A 15,957-nucleotide genomic window follows, 5' to 3' on the forward strand; every position below is an offset into this window, starting at 1 on the left:
TGCTGCGCAACTCAGCGCTTGAGGGCTCTCGACGAACTGGAGACGTGCGAATGGCGATTTACCATTGCAGCATGAAGCCGGTGAGCCGCGGTGGCGGCCGAAGCGCCGTAGCCGCGATCGCCTACCGGACGGCAAGCCGGATGATCAACGAACGCGAAAATGTCTGGTATGACTTCACGCGAAAGGCTGGTGTCGTGCGTTGCGAGATCGTGCTGCCGGAAGGTTCGGATGCTAAGTGGGCACTGGACCGATCGGCGCTGTGGAACGCGGTCGAGTTTGCCGAGAAACGCCGGGATGCGCGGCTTGCCCGCGAATTCGAAATCGCGCTTCCGCATGAGCTGAATGCGGAGCAACGGCTGGCGCTGGTGCGTGCCTTTGCCCGTGATCTCGCCGATCGCCACGGGGCAGCTGTCGACTTCGCCATTCATGCACCCGGCGGCGACAGCGACATCCGCAATATCCATGCGCATGTGATGATGACGACGCGGACTGTGGGGCCGGATGGCCTGGGCGAGAAGACACTCATCGAGCGAGAGAACAAGTGGTTGTTGAACCACGACCTCCCGACGTCACATATGCAGTTGCGCGAGATTCGCCAGGCCTGGGAGACGCATGCCAACCGGGCGCTGATGCGGGCAGGGCACGAGGTCAGGATCGATCATCGCTCGCACCTTGAACGTGGGCTCGAGATCGAGCCGACCAAGCATATGGGTGTGCATGCATCCGCGATCGAGCGTCGCGGTGGATCCGTCTCACGCACCCGGATCGACGAGGAGGCGGCACGGCGCAATGCGGAACTGATCCGGCAGAAACCGGAACAGGTGCTGACCCTCATCACCGGAGAAAAGAGTGTCTTCGATCGATACGATGTGGCGCGGGCGCTGCATCGTTACATCGATGACAGCCAAGCATTCCGCAATGCCTTTGGCGCCGTGATGGGCTCCTCGGCTCTGGTGGAATTGCGCAAGGAAACCGGCGGTGAGCTTGCCCGCTACACGACGCGCGAAATGCTGGAGATCGAGCACGCCATGGCCGTGCGTGCAGATCGCATGAGCCGCCACTCATTTACGCAAGTCGGCTCGCACGCATCCCGTAATGGGAGTGGCCATGGCGTCGATCGACATCATGTCGACCGCGCCTTGAGGCTACAGGACGAGGCCCTCAGGGCAATGACAGATGGACCGGCCTCTCAAACAGTTGAACAGCGCACACCAACTTCACCCACAGGTGAGCCCCGATCGACGCGAACACCAGGCCTGAGCGAAGAACAGCGCCTGGCCGTCCGGCATGTCACGGGGCCTGAGCAGATAGCCGCCGTGATCGGCTTTGCGGGGGCGGGCAAGTCGACGATGCTGGCGGCTGCACGTACGGCGTGGGAGGCGCAGGGCTTCCGGGTGCACGGGGCAGCGCTCGCCGGCAAGGCGGCGGAGGGGTTGGAGGAATCCTCCGGCATTCTCTCGCGCACGCTCGCCTCCTGGGAGCACAGCTGGCAGGCGGGCAGGGCGAAGCTCGGGACCGGCGACATTCTCGTCATCGATGAGGCCGGCATGGTCGGCAGCAGGCAGCTTGGCCGGTTCGTCGAAGAGGTCGAGCGGCGCGGGGCAAAACTGGTGCTGGTCGGCGATCATGAACAGCTGCAGGCGATTGGGGCGGGATCTCCCTTCAGGGCGATTGCAGAGCGGATCGGCGCTGTCGAGCTGTCGGAGATCCGCCGTCAGGAGCAAGAATGGCAGCGGCATGCTTCTATCGCCTTTGCCACGCATCGGACGGGCGAGGGGCTATCTGCCTATGCCGACCGGGGACAGGTGCACTTCACTGACAACAGGGAGGGCGCACGGGACGCTCTAGTTCGGGACTATCTCGCCGACAGGGATGAACGACCCGAGGGATCACGGATTGCCCTTGCCCATCGCCGTGTCGATGTCCGGGCGATCAATGATGCGATCCGTTTCGAATTGCAGGCGCGGGGAGTGCTGGCGAGAGGCGAGACGGGAGAGGCGGGGCAGGGTGGTCGTGAAGGTCAGGCGCAGGAGGCGCACAGAGCCAACCGGGAGATCATCTACCAGACGAATGACGGCCGGCGTGGTTTTGCGCCAGGTGACCGCATCGTGCTGCTGGAGAACAATCGCGATCTCGGTGTGAAGAACGGCATGTTGGGGACGGTCGGTGCCGTCGAGCCAGACGCAATACAGGTGAGGCTCGACGGCGCAGGGCAGAATGCCGCCCGTCTGATCTCCATACCGGTCAGAAGTTACCAGAGTTTTGACCATGGCTTTGCTACGACCATCCATAAGTCGCAAGGGGCAACGGTCGACCGGGCCTTTGTCATGGCATCTGCAACGATGGACCGGCATCTGACCTATGTGGCGATGACCCGGCACCGCCATGCTGTCCGGCTCTATGCCGCGCGTGATGAGCTGAAGGATTTGAAGACGCTTACGAACAGCCTCGGTCGCTCGGGCGCCAAGGAGACGGTGCTCGACTACACGCATGCCTTTGCCGCACGGCGAGGGCTGGGGGAGGGCATTGCTGTCAGGAGCGAGATCGTCATGGGTGCAACGCTACACCGGGATGGGGCACACCGGGCTGACGATCGGCCGGCGGCTCACTACGGCGCTATGGGTGAGCGCGTTCGCTCGCCGGCCGACCGGCAGCCCTTCAAAACACCATCCTGGCCCGAAAGCCGTCAGACGGGTGTTGGTCAGGAGAACAGGGTGCCGCCGCTGGTGCCTGCCATCACGACCTACGCCCGGACGGTCGATCAGGTGGCGCGGGAGGAAGCAGCGCAGCATCTGGAGCGGGGGTTGGAGACGGTACGCTGGCTGGGTGCCGGGGTCTTTGTCGATCGTAACCGGTTTGTCGAGTTGGTCGCAAAAACCATTCAGCAGCGGGATGGCGACGTCAGTGCCCTGGCAGAAGCAGTGGCCGAGCGGCCGGAAGAGTTTGGCGCCTTGCGCGGCAAGGCCGGGCTGTTTGGGGACAACAGGGAGCGGAAGGAGGCTCGTCATCTGGCAAAAGCACTTGGAGCTCATGTGGGCTACACCGGAACGGACTGGATCCGGCGTTATGAACAGGCGGTCAATACCGAGAAGTGGAGGCGGGAGAAGGAGGATGTCATCGAGGTTCCGGGGTTGAGCCGTCGGAGTGAGGCTATCTTAAAGCAGCTCGATGGGCTCGACACGTCGGATAAGCCCGCGTTCCTGAAGAAGATTGTCGAGACGTCGGAGGGGAAGCGGGCGCTTGCGGAGGCAGAGGCCATCACTGACGCGATGAAAGAGCGGTTCGGGACCGACGATCTGCGCAACAAGAACCTGGCGGAATTGACGAGGGGGCTGGCGGAGAAGGTGGATCTGGCTCGGGTGGCAGAGGTGGTCCGGGTCGCGTATCGGGCGAAGAACGCGGAAATGTTCAGACAGCAGGATCTGGTGCGGAGTGAGAGGAAGGGGTTGGGCTTGGGGCTGCGGATGTGAGCCGGTGGCAATCGTATCGGCCAAGGTCCCAGGCTCAAAAGGACCACGGCAAGGATGCCGAGAAACTCCAGTCCAATGTAGTACTTGCGGTTAATCCGACCGTGGCCTGCCGATGATCTCGTCGCCTATCGCGCTGCGGTTTTGCACTAGGGCAACGGTAGCCGCTGACAGCGGCAGTCAAGCAGCTCTTGCAAGCTGACGCGTCCAGCCCCCCTGATGCCTGTATAGGTTCTTTGCCAAATCTATCAAAAAAACTGATCGCTTTGTGAAAAGGTCCCGCATGCCAAGAGCAAGGCAGAAACAACTAGATGAGCATCGGCGTGCAGGCTGGAAGGCATGTATCTGGTTGCGGCTAAGCCACTTGCGTTAGGTTTCGTAGCTGCGTTCGGGTGAGGGTGCCGGTGTTTTCAAAGGAGAGTGGAAAAAGCGTCACATTCGCTCTTGCGTGGGTGGGGAGTTGCCGCTATGAGACAGCCCGCGCCAACAAGCGCCGACCAGTGTGACCGGAGAGGTGGCTGAGTGGTCGAAAGCACCGCACTCGAAATGCGGCATACGGGCAACCGTATCGTGGGTTCGAATCCCACCCTCTCCGCCACGGCTCCACAAAAGCATTAAAGATTCGCTTCAAGCCTTTCTGTTTTCTGTGTTTTCGACAGCCTGGCTCCGGCTCGCTACGTTGCGGGTAGAGACACAGCTGTCGTCGCAGAAGCCGCATGCATCGTGGATTCGATGATCCGGCCCGCGACCACAATTGAAGACCCGTCCCAGCCCGGACCTTATCTCGCGCTGCACAGGCACCATCTATCTGTTTCAAATAATGCGCGCGGCTGCGTTCAGGTGAGCCTTGGCTCCCGATCCAACGATGAGGCATGCCTCGTCGCCAGGCAGATGGCTGATCATGCTCGCCTACATTCTGACGATGGCAAACGTGATCTGGCGCGCTTAGCGGCGGAAAAGGAAGCCAGATTCTGCCTTGGCTCTACATCCAGACCACCGAGCCCAATCTATTCAAATTAAAGATGGCTGAAAGGCTGGGTGAGACTTTGCCACCCATACCACCTTTGCAGATGCCAGAACCGGAATCGCGGCCAGAAGAGTGCTGTTTCTCTTCAGTTCCGTCAAAGCCCTTCCAATGCCGAGTTCATAGGCGGGCATTTGAGTCGATCGTTCCAGCAATCTCAACAAGCTCGGTGGATGCAAGCCTGTTGAGAAATGACCGCGGATGGCCATTTGCCATTCTCGATTGCCAGCAGGCAACAGTTGGTTGAGTCGACGGACAATAAATTGTGTGCGCCCCCCGATGTCCTTTTGACACGTGCTTCTGAGACAAATAGTACACCTGCCGTATGCTGTACAAGGCAGGTAGCTTCTCAGTTACGCGAGCTTTAGGAGTGTAGATGTTTTCGGCGCTAGCACGCCCTCTGCCAGTAAATAATAGTTTTTGCGGTGAAGGGCGATGCTTTGATCAGGATGGATGTTGAATGCGCATAGTGATGATCGGTTCGGGTTATGTCGGCCTGGTGTCGGGAGCCTGTCTGGCGGACTTCGGTCACGAGGTGATCTGTGTCGACAAGTCGACGGAAAAGGTCGAGGCCCTGGAGCGCGGTGAAGTGCCGATCTTCGAGCCTGGGCTGGAGGCGATCATCGCCCATAACCGCGCCTCCGGCCGCCTGAGTTTCTCGCTCGATCTCGCCGGTCCCGTTGCAAACGCCGATGTCGTCTTCATCGCGGTCGGCACGCCGTCTCGCCGAGGCGACGGTCATGCCGACCTCACTTACGTCTACGCCGCCGCCCGCGAGATCGCCGCAGCCGTGACCGGCTTCACGGTCGTCGTGACGAAGTCCACGGTGCCTGTCGGCACCGGCGACGAGATCGAGCGCATCTTCCGTGAGGAATTCCCGGACAAGGACATCGCCGTCGTCTCGAACCCGGAATTCCTGCGCGAAGGGGCGGCCATTACCGACTTCAAGCGCCCGGACCGCATCGTCATCGGCACGAGTGAAGAGCGTGCCACCGAACTGATGCGTGAGGTCTACCGCCCGCTCTATCTCAACGAGGCACCGCTTTATTTCTGCGAACGCCGCACTTCCGAGCTGATCAAATACGCGGCGAACGCCTTCCTCGCGATGAAGATCACCTTCATCAACGAGATCGCCGATCTCTGCGAGCATATCGGCGCGGATGTGCAGAAGGTCGCCAAGGGCATCGGCATGGACAAGCGCATCGGCGACAAGTTCCTGCATGCCGGTCCCGGCTATGGCGGCTCCTGCTTCCCGAAGGATACGTTGGCGCTGGTCAAGACGGCTCAGGACTATGGCAGCCCGATGCGGCTGATCGAGACGACGGTCGCCATCAACGATACCCGAAAGCGGGCCATGGGCCGCAAGGTGATCGCCGCCTGTGACGGCACTGTGCGTGGCAAGAAGATCGCCGTGCTCGGCCTCACCTTCAAGCCGAACACCGACGACATGCGCGATGCACCCGCGATCACCATCGTCCAGGCGCTGCTCGACGGCGGTGCAGACGTGCATGTCTTCGACCCCGAGGGCATGGAGGCGGCCAAGGCCGTGCTCGGGCCCGTGACCTATGGCAAGAACCCTTACGAGATCGCGACCGACGCCGAGGCGATCGTCGTCGTCACCGAATGGGACGAGTTCCGCGCGCTCGATTTCCGCCGCCTGAAGCAGGAGATGAAGGCGCCCGTCATCGTCGATCTGCGCAACATCTACAAGCCGGAGGAGATGGAGAAATACGGCTTCAGCCATGTCCCAATCGGCAAGCGGTCGTGACGGTTCAACCCTAAGCTTTGTAGGCGTTGCGCATGTGTCCGCCTAAACGTACTTAGGCGCTGCCGCGGAGCAGCGACGAAGTTGAATGTGCGCAGATGAGCTGGAGTGGGTGGACTAGGGAAGCTAGCCCTTAAGGTTGGAGTTGCCCCTTAAAAACCGGACAGGATCAGGTTTCTGTTTGACGGTTTAAGAACTCACGAGGCGAGCGATACCCCAATGCCTTGTGCGGGTGAAGGGTATTATAGTGTTCGAACCATGAGGGCAGTTGCGCGATGACGGTTGCGGCGTCTGGTCGAGGGTTCACTGAGACGTAATCGCGCTTGATTGTTTTGACGAAAGCCTCTGCCATCCCTTTGGATTGGGGGCTGCGAATGGGCGTGGAGCACGGCTCCAAGCCGATATCGATAAGCAGTGACCTGGTGTCCTTTGCGATGAAGCAGGAGCCGTTGTCAGTCAGCCATTCAATTGGCTTTGGAAGGGTGTTGATGAGACCGAAGCGGTTCTCCATAGCCGTAATGACCAGGTCCTGGACGTCGTCACTTTTGATACCCTCTGTTGTCGCGACATGGGCAATGGCTTCGCGATCACAGCAGTCGAGCGCGAACGCAACGCCGACCTTCTCCTTGTTGTCGCAGCCGATCTCGAAGCCGTCTGAACACCAGTGAACTGCCCCCCAGCGCAGATTGGATTGCTCAACGGCAACGCGGCTATCGTGGCGACGGTCCGCCCCCTGGTTTAACCAGCCTAATGCCCTTGCTCTGTGGCGTGCGGTCCGATATTCGACACCGCATCCTGATCGACCATGGCGGTAACAATGAGCCTCTGGCGCCGAATAAGACCAATTCTCTCCTTAACCTTACGCTTTTTCCACATCAGCTCAATCGAGGCGCGGAATCAGCATAGTGGCACGCGACTTGGGTTGCTCTGGACGCCACTTGCAGCGATCATTTTCTCTGCGGTTCTCGCACTCGTTTTTCGCCATTCCGACACTGTTTCTGGGGCCGATTTTTTCTTGTATGTGTTCTGCGGCTATGTTTTCTGGGGTTTTGTATCGGACAGTCTGACAGGCTCGACCAACGTTATCCAGTCGCAGCTCGAGTTCGCGGTTCATAATAATCTTAGTGTACTTGGTCTGTTTGCGAAGGCCCTGGTGGACCGCCTCTTCGAGTACTTCATGAATGTCGGTGTGCTAGTCGTCATGATTCTCGTGCTACGGCCATCGGATTTCTCCATGACGATTTTGCTCTTCCCGGCGTTTCTGGGGCTTATTGTTTTGGCATCGCTAGGCGGGTCCTATCTGATAAACATCGGCACCATTCTTTATCCAGACATGAAGACTGGGGTGCAGGTCGGTGCTCGCTTTATGTTCTTCGCTTCGCCAGTTTTCTGGAGCGCGGAGGCCTCGCATGGGGCGCGTGCCCTGCTTGTTACCTATAATCCTGTGGCATACTACCTTACTGCTGGACGCCAGGTGTTCGGCTTGCAGCCATTCGAACCTTTTGTCTGGCTCGTTATGGCTGTAACCTCCATGTTGGTAGCAGTACTGGGCTATCTTGCTTTCGTCGCTTCCCAAGATTTCGTACGGAACTTCAAATAAGATGGCGAAGATCGAAATTAAAAATGTGAGCGTCAACTACTTTCTGCGGAAGCGTGGAGATCTGAACAAGTTGACAGAGCGTGGTGCTGTTGGTGCAGAGATCTTAATTGGTAACAGGTTTCTTGAGGTGGCAGCGCTGAAAGACGTAAGCGTTGCTATTCGAGATGGTGACCGTGTGGGTCTGGTCGGGATCAACGGTTCGGGGAAGTCGACGCTGCTGAAGCTCTGCGCAGGCGCGCTTGGGCATCAATCCGGCCGCGTCATAATTGAAGGCAAGGTTAGCCCGCAGTTCAAGCTTGGAGCAGGTCTCCAGAACAAGCTATCTGGCCGGCAGAATGCGGAACTGAAGTGCCTCTACATGGGCGTGCCGCAAGGCTCTTTGAAACGTCTTGTTGACGACGTGAAGGAGATTTCGGGGCTCGGCGGGTACTTCGAACTGCCTCTTCATAGCTATTCGGCTGGAATGCGATCTCGCTTGGTGATGAGCTTACTACGGCTCGTGCGGGGCGAAATTCTCATAATGGATGAGTGGATCAATGCGGTTGACCCCTCTTTGCACGCCACCGTCGGAGGGCTGCAGGCGCAATTGATCGAGCGGGCAAAGATACTCTTGCTGGCGAGCCATTCTCGACGAGTGCTTGAGGAATGGGTGGATCGGTTGATTTGGCTTGATAATGGTCGCATTCGGGCCGATGGCCCCATTCGGGAAGTATATGCAGAGTATCAGGCGTGGCTTGACGTGCGGGGGCATAGCACAGAGGGGTCTCCAGACTGATGACTGCGTAGCACGGGTTAAAGGCGCCCGATGCGGCGTGGGCCACTTGGTGTAATTTCCGATCGATGGCTGTGGCCGTCCATGAGCTATGGTATCTCGTCCCCAGTTTTCTGTCTCCTCCAGAGTGGTAGAGGAGACGGCTTTTCGGCGTCGGTTCTCCACGAGACAATATGGAGGGGGTGTCCCGCACTCAAATGGAGCAAGGCCACCAATCCACTAACATTTAAATCGACCCACTCAGATTGGATTGATCAGCAGCGTAACGTAGGTATAGGTGATCGCGGTGAAGGTCCGTCGTCACGTAATCCAACGCCGGTTGCACGGCGAGCCAAAAATGCAAGCCGAAGCATATCACTTGCAATCTGAGTTCATCCAGTATGGAAGAGTTTATGATAATTGAAAGAAATACCGGAAAGTATCGCGTTTTCTCCGAGGAATCCCTTCGAATTGCTCTTGAAAAAATTTCGAGCAACAAGTCGGGATACCTGGTTGCTCTCTCTTCAGACGGACGGGTTGAGGGGATTATTACGGACGGCGATATTCGGCGTTGGTTGTCCAAGGTGGACGTTATCGACCTCAATGTTCCTGCCATAAGTATTGCAAATACCGAATACGTCAGCATGCCGTACGATACGCCGCGAAGCGAGGTGGCGAAGCGTCTCGACAGTCGGGTTCGGATCATCCCGCTTGTTGATGAGGGGAAGCACCTCGTAGCGATCGCCCGCACCGGGCATGCGGACTTGACGATTGGCAAGCACCAGATTGGTGAAAGTCAGCCTGTCTTCATTATCGCTGAGATCGGCAACAACCACAATGGCGACGTGCAACTTGCCAAACACCTGGTTGATTTGGCGATTGAGGCGGGCGCCGATTGCGCCAAGTTCCAGATGCGCGACATGGAAACGCTTTACGTTTCGAGGGGCAACGCCTCGAACGCTGCGCAGGACCTAGGAGCTCAATACACGCTCGATCTACTTGCCAAATATAATCTTAGCCGTGAAAAACTATTCGAAATTTTCGACTATTGTAAAGCAAAGGGTATCGAACCGCTTTGCACGCCGTGGGACGAAGTCTCTCTTGACGCGCTCGAAGAATATGGCATGAACGGCTACAAAGTCGCCTCGGCGGATCTTACCAACCATAGCTTGCTTCGGAAGATGGCCAAAACTGGCAAGACGCTGATTTGCTCTACGGGTATGGCGAGTGAAGCCGAAATCCGGGCGTCAGTTGAACTGCTTCGTGCGGAGGGCGCGCCCTTCGCTCTTCTGCACGTTAATTCGACCTATCCGACTCCGTATAAGGACGTGAACCTCAATTATCTTCCCCGCCTCGCCGAAATTGCGGACTGTCCCGTTGGCTACTCCGGCCACGAACGCGGTGGTTTTGTGCCTGTCGCTGCGGTGGCTTTGGGCGCGAAAGTAGTTGAGAAGCACTTTACCATTGATCGTTCGATGGAAGGCAACGATCACAAAGTGTCCTTGCTTCCCGAAGAATTTAAGGAAATGGTCCACGCTGTCCGATCAACTGAACTTGCGCTGGGTACTAACGGAGAGCGTGTGGTTACCCAAGGCGAAATGATGAACCGAGAAGTGCTGGCCAAGAGCCTGCACGCTTCGCGCGACATCGAGGCCGGGCAAATTATATTGGCTGCCGATGTATTAGTTCAAAGCCCGGGACAGGGGCTTCAGCCAAACCGCATGGGCGACCTGATCGGCAAGATCGCAAATCGAGACATCAAATCGGGTACACCGTTCTTCCCAACTGATTTAGAAGACAATGCATCCAAGGCGCGCGATTACAATTTCCCGCGCACTTGGGGTATTCCGGTACGCTGGCACGACTACCGGAAGATGCTGGAAGCCACGAACCTTTCCATGCTCGAGTATCACCTTTCTTACAAGGACATGGACGAGAACCTTGAAGACTGGTTCGATGAAGTGCTCGACATAGACTTCACCGTGCACGCCCCGGAACTCTTTGCGGGCGATCACATTCTGGATCTTTCATCTTACGACGAGGAATACCGCAACCGCTCCATCGTAGAACTTCAGCGTGTTTGCGACGTTACCCGGAGACTCAAGATATGGCACGGCCGCTCTAGTACACCGGTGATCATAACCAATATGGGTGGTTTCCGGACGGAAGGCTTCCTTCCCAAAGAGGAGCGTGATCGTCTCTATGCCCGAATGGAAGAAGCACTGTCACAGATTAATTCCGACGGCGTGGAAATCATTCCGCAGACAATGCCGCCTTTTCCGTGGCATTTTGGTGGGCAGAGCCACCACAATTTGTTCATGGATCCTGACGAAATTGCCGCTTTCTGCGAGCGTAACGGTATGCGCATATGCTTAGACGTTTCGCACTCGCAGCTCGCCTGCAACTTCCACGACTGGTCGATGGCGGAATTCTGCCGAAAGGTAGGTCCGTACACCGCGCATCTGCATATAGTAGATGCAAAGGGTGTTGACGGAGAAGGCCTTCAGATTGGAGAGGGTGATATGGATTTTGGCGCTATTGCCGGCATTCTCAATGAAACCTGCCCTAACGCCACTTTCGTACCGGAAATCTGGCAGGGCCACAAGAATAGTGGTGCCGGGTTCTGGTTTGCCTTGGACAAGCTCGAAGAATGGTTCGGGGCCAAGGAATGAGCGGTATCAAGTCGCTGATCAAGGCAGGAACCGTTTACGCGTTGACATTGGGGCGGGGCGGATCGAAAGGGTTGCCGGGGAAGAATGTCAAGTTGCTCGGAAACCATCCGCTCATTGCCTGGTCTATTGCTGCTGGCAAGCTGTCGCGTTCCATCGAGCGGGTGCTCTGCTCGACTGATGATGAGGAAATCGCCCGTGTTGCCGCCCGTTATGGTGCAGATGTGCCGTTCCACCGACCGGCGGCACTGGCGAGTGATGACGCCACAGATCTAGATGTATTTAATCACTGTATTGAGTGGCTTGCCGAAAATGAGGGCTCGCTGCCGGAAGTCTTCGTGCAACTGCGACCGACTACGCCGTTTCGGCTCGAACACTGGATCGATGAGGGCGTTAAGATTCTCAGGCGGACATCCGGGGCCAGTTCAGTGCGCTCCGTTGCCCCGACGCCGCTGAGCCCTTACAAAATGTGGCGACCCGGTCCCGGCGGACGTCTGCTGCCCGCCATGGAAGTCGAGGGAATTACGGAAGCATATAACAGGCCCCGCCAGTCCTTGCCCAATATTCTGTGGCACACGGGACAGCTTGACGTGTTCTGGACCACAACGTTGATAGAAGGTTCCATGACCGGGCCATACATTCAGGAATTGAGGGTTCCGCTGAAGTTGGCCGTCGACATTGACGACCTCATTGACTTCCAAGTTGCACGTCTAAAATTCGAAGAGCTGATGCCGAAGAGTTTTATTACCTACCTTAACACCTGTACTGGTTAATAAATGCCAGACGCTAAGGGATCGGCCTGGTATCCGCCACCACCTACGATTGGTGTAGTTTCTTCTGGAGATCGAAGGCGCGGGACAAACGCGGGCGGATCTCCTGAGCTTTAAGCAAGAGCCTCAGCGATGGCGCCTTTTCCCCTTTTTCAGCCAGAAGCTCTGCCAACGCGCAAAGTGCCGAATACTGTTTGGGGCGAATTTCGAGACAACGTTCGTATGCTTCAACAGCTTCGTCAAGGCGACCGGCGGAGCGAAGTGTAGAAGCCAATGCTTCTGCCATCTTGACGGATGCTGGTGCGGATTTGAAAGCGCGATTCGCCATATCTACTGCCGCGCCGAAGTTCTGCTTCTTTCGGTAGTACTGAGAAAGAATGTGTTCTGCGTCGGCCCATGTATCTTTTTCGATCAATCCCACTGCCAGCTGAGCTAGATCCCAGTCCGCAGCCAGATAATAGCTTTCAACGATTCTACTTATCGCTTCGAAAGTGGGTGGATCGAAGACCCGGTTGTCGAGCGCTGGCAAGACACTGGATATCGCTTCTCCAATAGCGGACTCTCCAGCGATGAATGACTTTAGTACGTGGTCAAAAACGCCCTCGCGATATAGATATTCGGCAACAAGATGATCACGGTTGGCTATCGGATAGACAGTAGCGCCGGCCCAATGAACCCTGAGCACGTTGAACACATCGACGAAATCAGCTGCGCCGAAAAACAATAAGAACTTCCTGTGGTCAAGCGCTTCAATATCCTGTCGCAGATCGTATCCACCCGCGTCCACGGGTTCCTTTGGGGTGTGGGGCAGGCGGGTGTCTAGGATCGTTTGCGGTGATGTCGACACGCATAGATCCACATGCCCGCTCATTGCGAAGCGAAGTGCTGCGTAGCCGCCCATGGATGAGCCAAAGCACATGACTCGTGAAGGCTTCAGTTCCCGAATGGTCTTATGAAGGTATTGGAAGAGCTTATCGGAATCGTTGAGATTTTCGCTTACGCCGTTGTTGTACCACATGTCAGATGGGTCGCGCACATAGATGCGAGTAATAGCCCCTTCAAAACGTTCGAACAACTTGAAGTAGCTGAACCCGTTTGAATTAACGGAGCTAAAAATCACCGCCACGGGCGCTCCAACTTTGGTGGCCTTCTTAATGACGATTGCACTGGATCCAACTTCCCCGTCATTGAGGAACGGCAATCTAAAGAAATCTGACAACCGCATTTGGCGTCCTACGCTTCTGAGAAAAGATACCAGTCCCCTTCGTCTTTTTTGTCCCATGAGGATCACCTGTTTTTCTCGAAAGAGAGTTTTCTTAGAACATCGGGAAAATTTGCTTTTAGCAGTTCGTCTGCGAAATATTCGCGGCCATGGTCAGTCAAGTGTCCGTAATCATAGCGGATTTTATGACCGTCAGCCGTAAAAACGGCGCAGGTCTCGGCGCTGAAATCGCAAAAGAGCGGTAAACGTTCGAAATAGCCCAGCCCATTTGCCTTAGCAAAATTTTCCAATTCTTTGTTCTTTACAACATTTCCTAGGTCGAGATTTGAGAATGCGAGCGCCTCAGCCCTCATTCTGTAGAGTCTGAAGACTTCACCAGATGAGAAGTCGATGCCATCATTCTGCGCTTGCGAAAAGACATAATCCGCGACGGTTTTGCCGTCTATCGGTTTTATGAAAGCTGTATTCCCCATTATCAGAATTATTTTTCCGTCCTTTTGAAGTCGAGGAATAAAATACTTAAGTCCAGAACTGTCGGGGTGGCCCTTCTCAACGGATTTGTCGCAGTAAACATCCGAAAGTTTGGTCGCAATTATTATGATTTTAGAAGCCTTGTATGTTTCTGAATTGTAAAATTTATCTCGTTGGTTCGAGAACCGCGCATCGTCCTCGTCAAAACAGCCAATCTGCTCGTATCTTTCTGATTTGAGGAAATGAAAATCGCTATATTGATCTCGACGGATCATGAGCGCGCTCAGCACGTCTGATGAGTGGGAGTTTCCGAATATATAGACATTGGTTTTGTTTTTGCTGGGCGTGTGTAGATAGTCTTCATTCTTCCAATAAACGGACCAAAATGATTTTTGAAGAACTCCGGCATCTGGCTCGAAGTTTTTCCAGCCCACGGGAATGCGCGCAGGAAAGCCGTTAAAATGATAAGCCGCGCCTGCAAGTGAGAAGGACACAATCATGCAGATGCTAGTTATTAGCCAGAAGGGCCTGGACGGCAGCTTTTTCCTGTTGCGGGAAGGCTTCTCGATAAAAAAATAGGAAGCGATAGAAAGCGCTGCGATAAATACCAAGAGCAGCAGCTTTTCAAGATTGGAAGGCTCTCCCCATTTAAGTCGAGAGAACGCCAAGACTGGATAGTGCCACATATATGCTGAATAGCTCACAAGGCCTATCCAAACGAGAAGCCGGTTTCCGAGCAATTTCGCTATGGGGCCATTTGTAGATCTGATGCCGATGATGGCGGCGACCCCCAGTACGGGGATAAGCGTATGATAACTCGGGTGGGGTGTGTCGGATCTGAATGTGAAGATAGAATAGATGACCAAAACCAAGCCGATAATCGGAAAGATCTCGAGGCGTTTAGAGCTGCAATTGGATCTGCTGATCATCTCCCGGTAGGCGAGTATAGAGCCTGTGGCAAGCTCCCAGAAACGGCTGAACGGAAGATAGAAATTGAAATCGGGATTCGTACCTGCAATCATCTCTGCGAATTGAAGGCTTACGATTGATAATAATATCAAAATAAATATTAATGTATTACGGAATAATTTGAAGGAAAAAATAGAAATAATCGGAAATATAATATAGAATTGCTCTTCAACAGCCAAGCTCCAAGTATGCAGGAAGGGTTTCAAAAGGGCGCTTTCTGCCCCGTATTGAGTTGTAGTTAAATAAAACAGTATATTCGACGAAAAAACTATAGCGGCCGCGTTGCTTTGTGCATATTCGATCAATTGTGTGGGGAGTAGTGTTTTCCATGCGAATAATATGCATGAGAATATTACGAGAAAGAGCATCGGCAGAATTCGTCTCGCTCTTCGTTCGTAGAAGTTGATGAAGTTAAAGCTCTTTTCTTCGTTCAGTTCTGAGAAAATGATTCTCGCTATAAGGTAGCCGCTTATGACAAAAAATATATCAACGCCTATATACCCGCCGACGAACCAGTCTTGTCCAAGAATCGTAAACTGCGCATGATAGAGTATTACACTGATAACCGCTAACGCCCGAAGTCCGTCGATCTCTGGACGATAAGATAAATTTGATGAACTCACTGAACTCTCTTGCGGTTTTAGCGTTATTGGAACGTGCTAGCTTCTCTATCGCAAGGCTCGTATCGAGGCAATTAATCGATCCGGATGAACCGGCGTTATCGGGGGGGGGGGCAACTGGACGCCTCTGGTAAACGCCCCCCTTTGGTCGTTTTCTGACTCAATGTACCTGTGTGTAATTGTAGGGAACGGATGATGCGTGGGCAGCCTGGGTTTTTCCCCGTTTAGCGGGGCTCGGCAGTCGGATTCACGCGGCCATTTTCAGTTTCTGGGGGGGGCGTTCTGCCGCCGATGCCCATATTGGCCGCGTGCAAACGGGCGGCGATCAAAATCAGATCTACTATGGAGCATGTCTTTGCCAGGCAGATGGACGGTTGAACTTGGCGCGGCTATGAGGGGTTGGCATGTGGTCTGGCTGTTACGTTCCGGATCGCAGTCCACATAAAGGTACAACAAAATCCGATTGTCTTGAAGAGCAGCAGCGAGTGTTCTAGATGTGGCAGGAGAACAGGCTTGATGATTCATTTCGATGGTGTTCGGAAGAGTGGCTGCTGTGAACCAGTTCTTACCGTATACCGAACGGGGTTGGATTTTGGCATTAATTGAGAAGGTAGCAGCTGCTTTTTGAC

At 55.2% G+C, this 15,957-nt stretch carries 8 protein-coding genes, 1 tRNA gene and 1 pseudogene; 7 read left to right on the forward strand and 3 right to left on the reverse strand.

The window, feature by feature from the left end; all coding sequences use genetic code 11:
• The first annotated feature begins 50 nt into the window (after positions 1–50).
• The 3 genes from traA (at position 51) to E9677_RS22665 (ending at position 6,259) form a co-directional block, all read left to right on the forward strand.
• Positions 51–3,470, forward strand: a complete 3,420-nt coding sequence (gene traA / locus E9677_RS22655; protein ID WP_136560338.1) for a Ti-type conjugative transfer relaxase TraA — start codon at positions 51–53, stop codon at positions 3,468–3,470.
• Positions 3,471–3,975: 505 nt separating this feature from the next.
• Positions 3,976–4,065: transfer RNA gene (locus tag E9677_RS22660), tRNA-Ser, on the forward strand.
• Between the two features lie 886 nt (positions 4,066–4,951).
• Positions 4,952–6,259 (forward strand): UDP-glucose dehydrogenase family protein, encoded by a 1,308-nt coding sequence (locus E9677_RS22665; protein WP_136560339.1) that lies wholly within the window; start codon positions 4,952–4,954, stop codon positions 6,257–6,259.
• Positions 6,260–6,425: 166 nt separating this feature from the next.
• Here the strand turns inward: E9677_RS22665 and E9677_RS22670 are convergent.
• Positions 6,426–6,980 (reverse strand): annotated as a pseudogene (locus E9677_RS22670) (DDE-type integrase/transposase/recombinase); the annotation flags it as partial.
• Positions 6,981–7,073: 93 nt separating this feature from the next.
• Between E9677_RS22670 and E9677_RS22675 the strand changes: the two are divergent.
• The 4 genes from E9677_RS22675 to E9677_RS22690 all read left to right on the forward strand — a co-directional run bounded on the left by E9677_RS22675 (position 7,074) and on the right by E9677_RS22690 (position 12,049).
• Entirely contained in the window at positions 7,074–7,856 is a 783-nt protein-coding gene (locus E9677_RS22675) for an ABC transporter permease (protein WP_136560340.1), read from the forward strand.
• Position 7,857: 1 nt separating this feature from the next.
• On the forward strand, positions 7,858–8,631 hold the full coding sequence (locus tag E9677_RS22680; RefSeq protein ID WP_136560341.1) for an ABC transporter ATP-binding protein: 774 nt from the start codon (positions 7,858–7,860) through the stop codon (positions 8,629–8,631).
• Between the two features lie 377 nt (positions 8,632–9,008).
• A complete protein-coding gene (locus E9677_RS22685) occupies positions 9,009–11,279 on the forward strand; it encodes an N-acetylneuraminate synthase family protein (RefSeq protein WP_205910188.1) in 2,271 nt (756 codons plus the stop codon).
• On the forward strand, positions 11,276–12,049 hold the full coding sequence (locus tag E9677_RS22690; protein ID WP_168801313.1) for an acylneuraminate cytidylyltransferase family protein: 774 nt from the start codon (positions 11,276–11,278) through the stop codon (positions 12,047–12,049). Before E9677_RS22685 ends, E9677_RS22690 begins: the two co-directional genes overlap by 4 nt.
• A gap of 43 nt (positions 12,050–12,092) precedes the next feature.
• Here the strand turns inward: E9677_RS22690 and E9677_RS22695 are convergent, their stop codons facing one another.
• Together E9677_RS22695 and E9677_RS22700 are read right to left on the reverse strand one after the other, a co-directional pair.
• On the reverse strand, positions 12,093–13,271 hold the full coding sequence (locus E9677_RS22695; RefSeq protein ID WP_168801314.1) for a tetratricopeptide repeat protein: 1,179 nt from the start codon (positions 13,269–13,271) through the stop codon (positions 12,093–12,095).
• A gap of 62 nt (positions 13,272–13,333) precedes the next feature.
• On the reverse strand, positions 13,334–15,331 hold the full coding sequence (locus E9677_RS22700; protein ID WP_168801315.1) for an acyltransferase family protein: 1,998 nt from the start codon (positions 15,329–15,331) through the stop codon (positions 13,334–13,336).
• Positions 15,332–15,957: the final 626 nt, after the last annotated feature.

This window comes from Peteryoungia rhizophila (assembly GCF_004912145.1).
Taxonomy (GTDB): Bacteria; Pseudomonadota; Alphaproteobacteria; order Rhizobiales; family Rhizobiaceae; genus Allorhizobium; species Allorhizobium rhizophilum.

Bases quoted from the DNA above. Each gene is read 5' to 3' on its own strand.
- traA (WP_136560338.1), top strand. From the start codon at position 51: ATGGCGATTTACCATTGCAGCATGAAGCCGGTGAGCCGCGGTGGCGGC.
- E9677_RS22665 (WP_136560339.1), top strand. From the start codon at position 4,952: ATGCGCATAGTGATGATCGGTTCGGGTTATGTCGGCCTGGTGTCGGGA.
- E9677_RS22675 (WP_136560340.1), top strand. From the start codon at position 7,074: ATGAGCCTCTGGCGCCGAATAAGACCAATTCTCTCCTTAACCTTACGC.
- E9677_RS22680 (WP_136560341.1), top strand. From the start codon at position 7,858: ATGGCGAAGATCGAAATTAAAAATGTGAGCGTCAACTACTTTCTGCGG.
- E9677_RS22685 (WP_205910188.1), top strand. From the start codon at position 9,009: ATGGAAGAGTTTATGATAATTGAAAGAAATACCGGAAAGTATCGCGTT.
- E9677_RS22690 (WP_168801313.1), top strand. From the start codon at position 11,276: ATGAGCGGTATCAAGTCGCTGATCAAGGCAGGAACCGTTTACGCGTTG.
- E9677_RS22695 (WP_168801314.1), bottom strand. From the start codon at position 13,271: ATGCGGTTGTCAGATTTCTTTAGATTGCCGTTCCTCAATGACGGGGAA.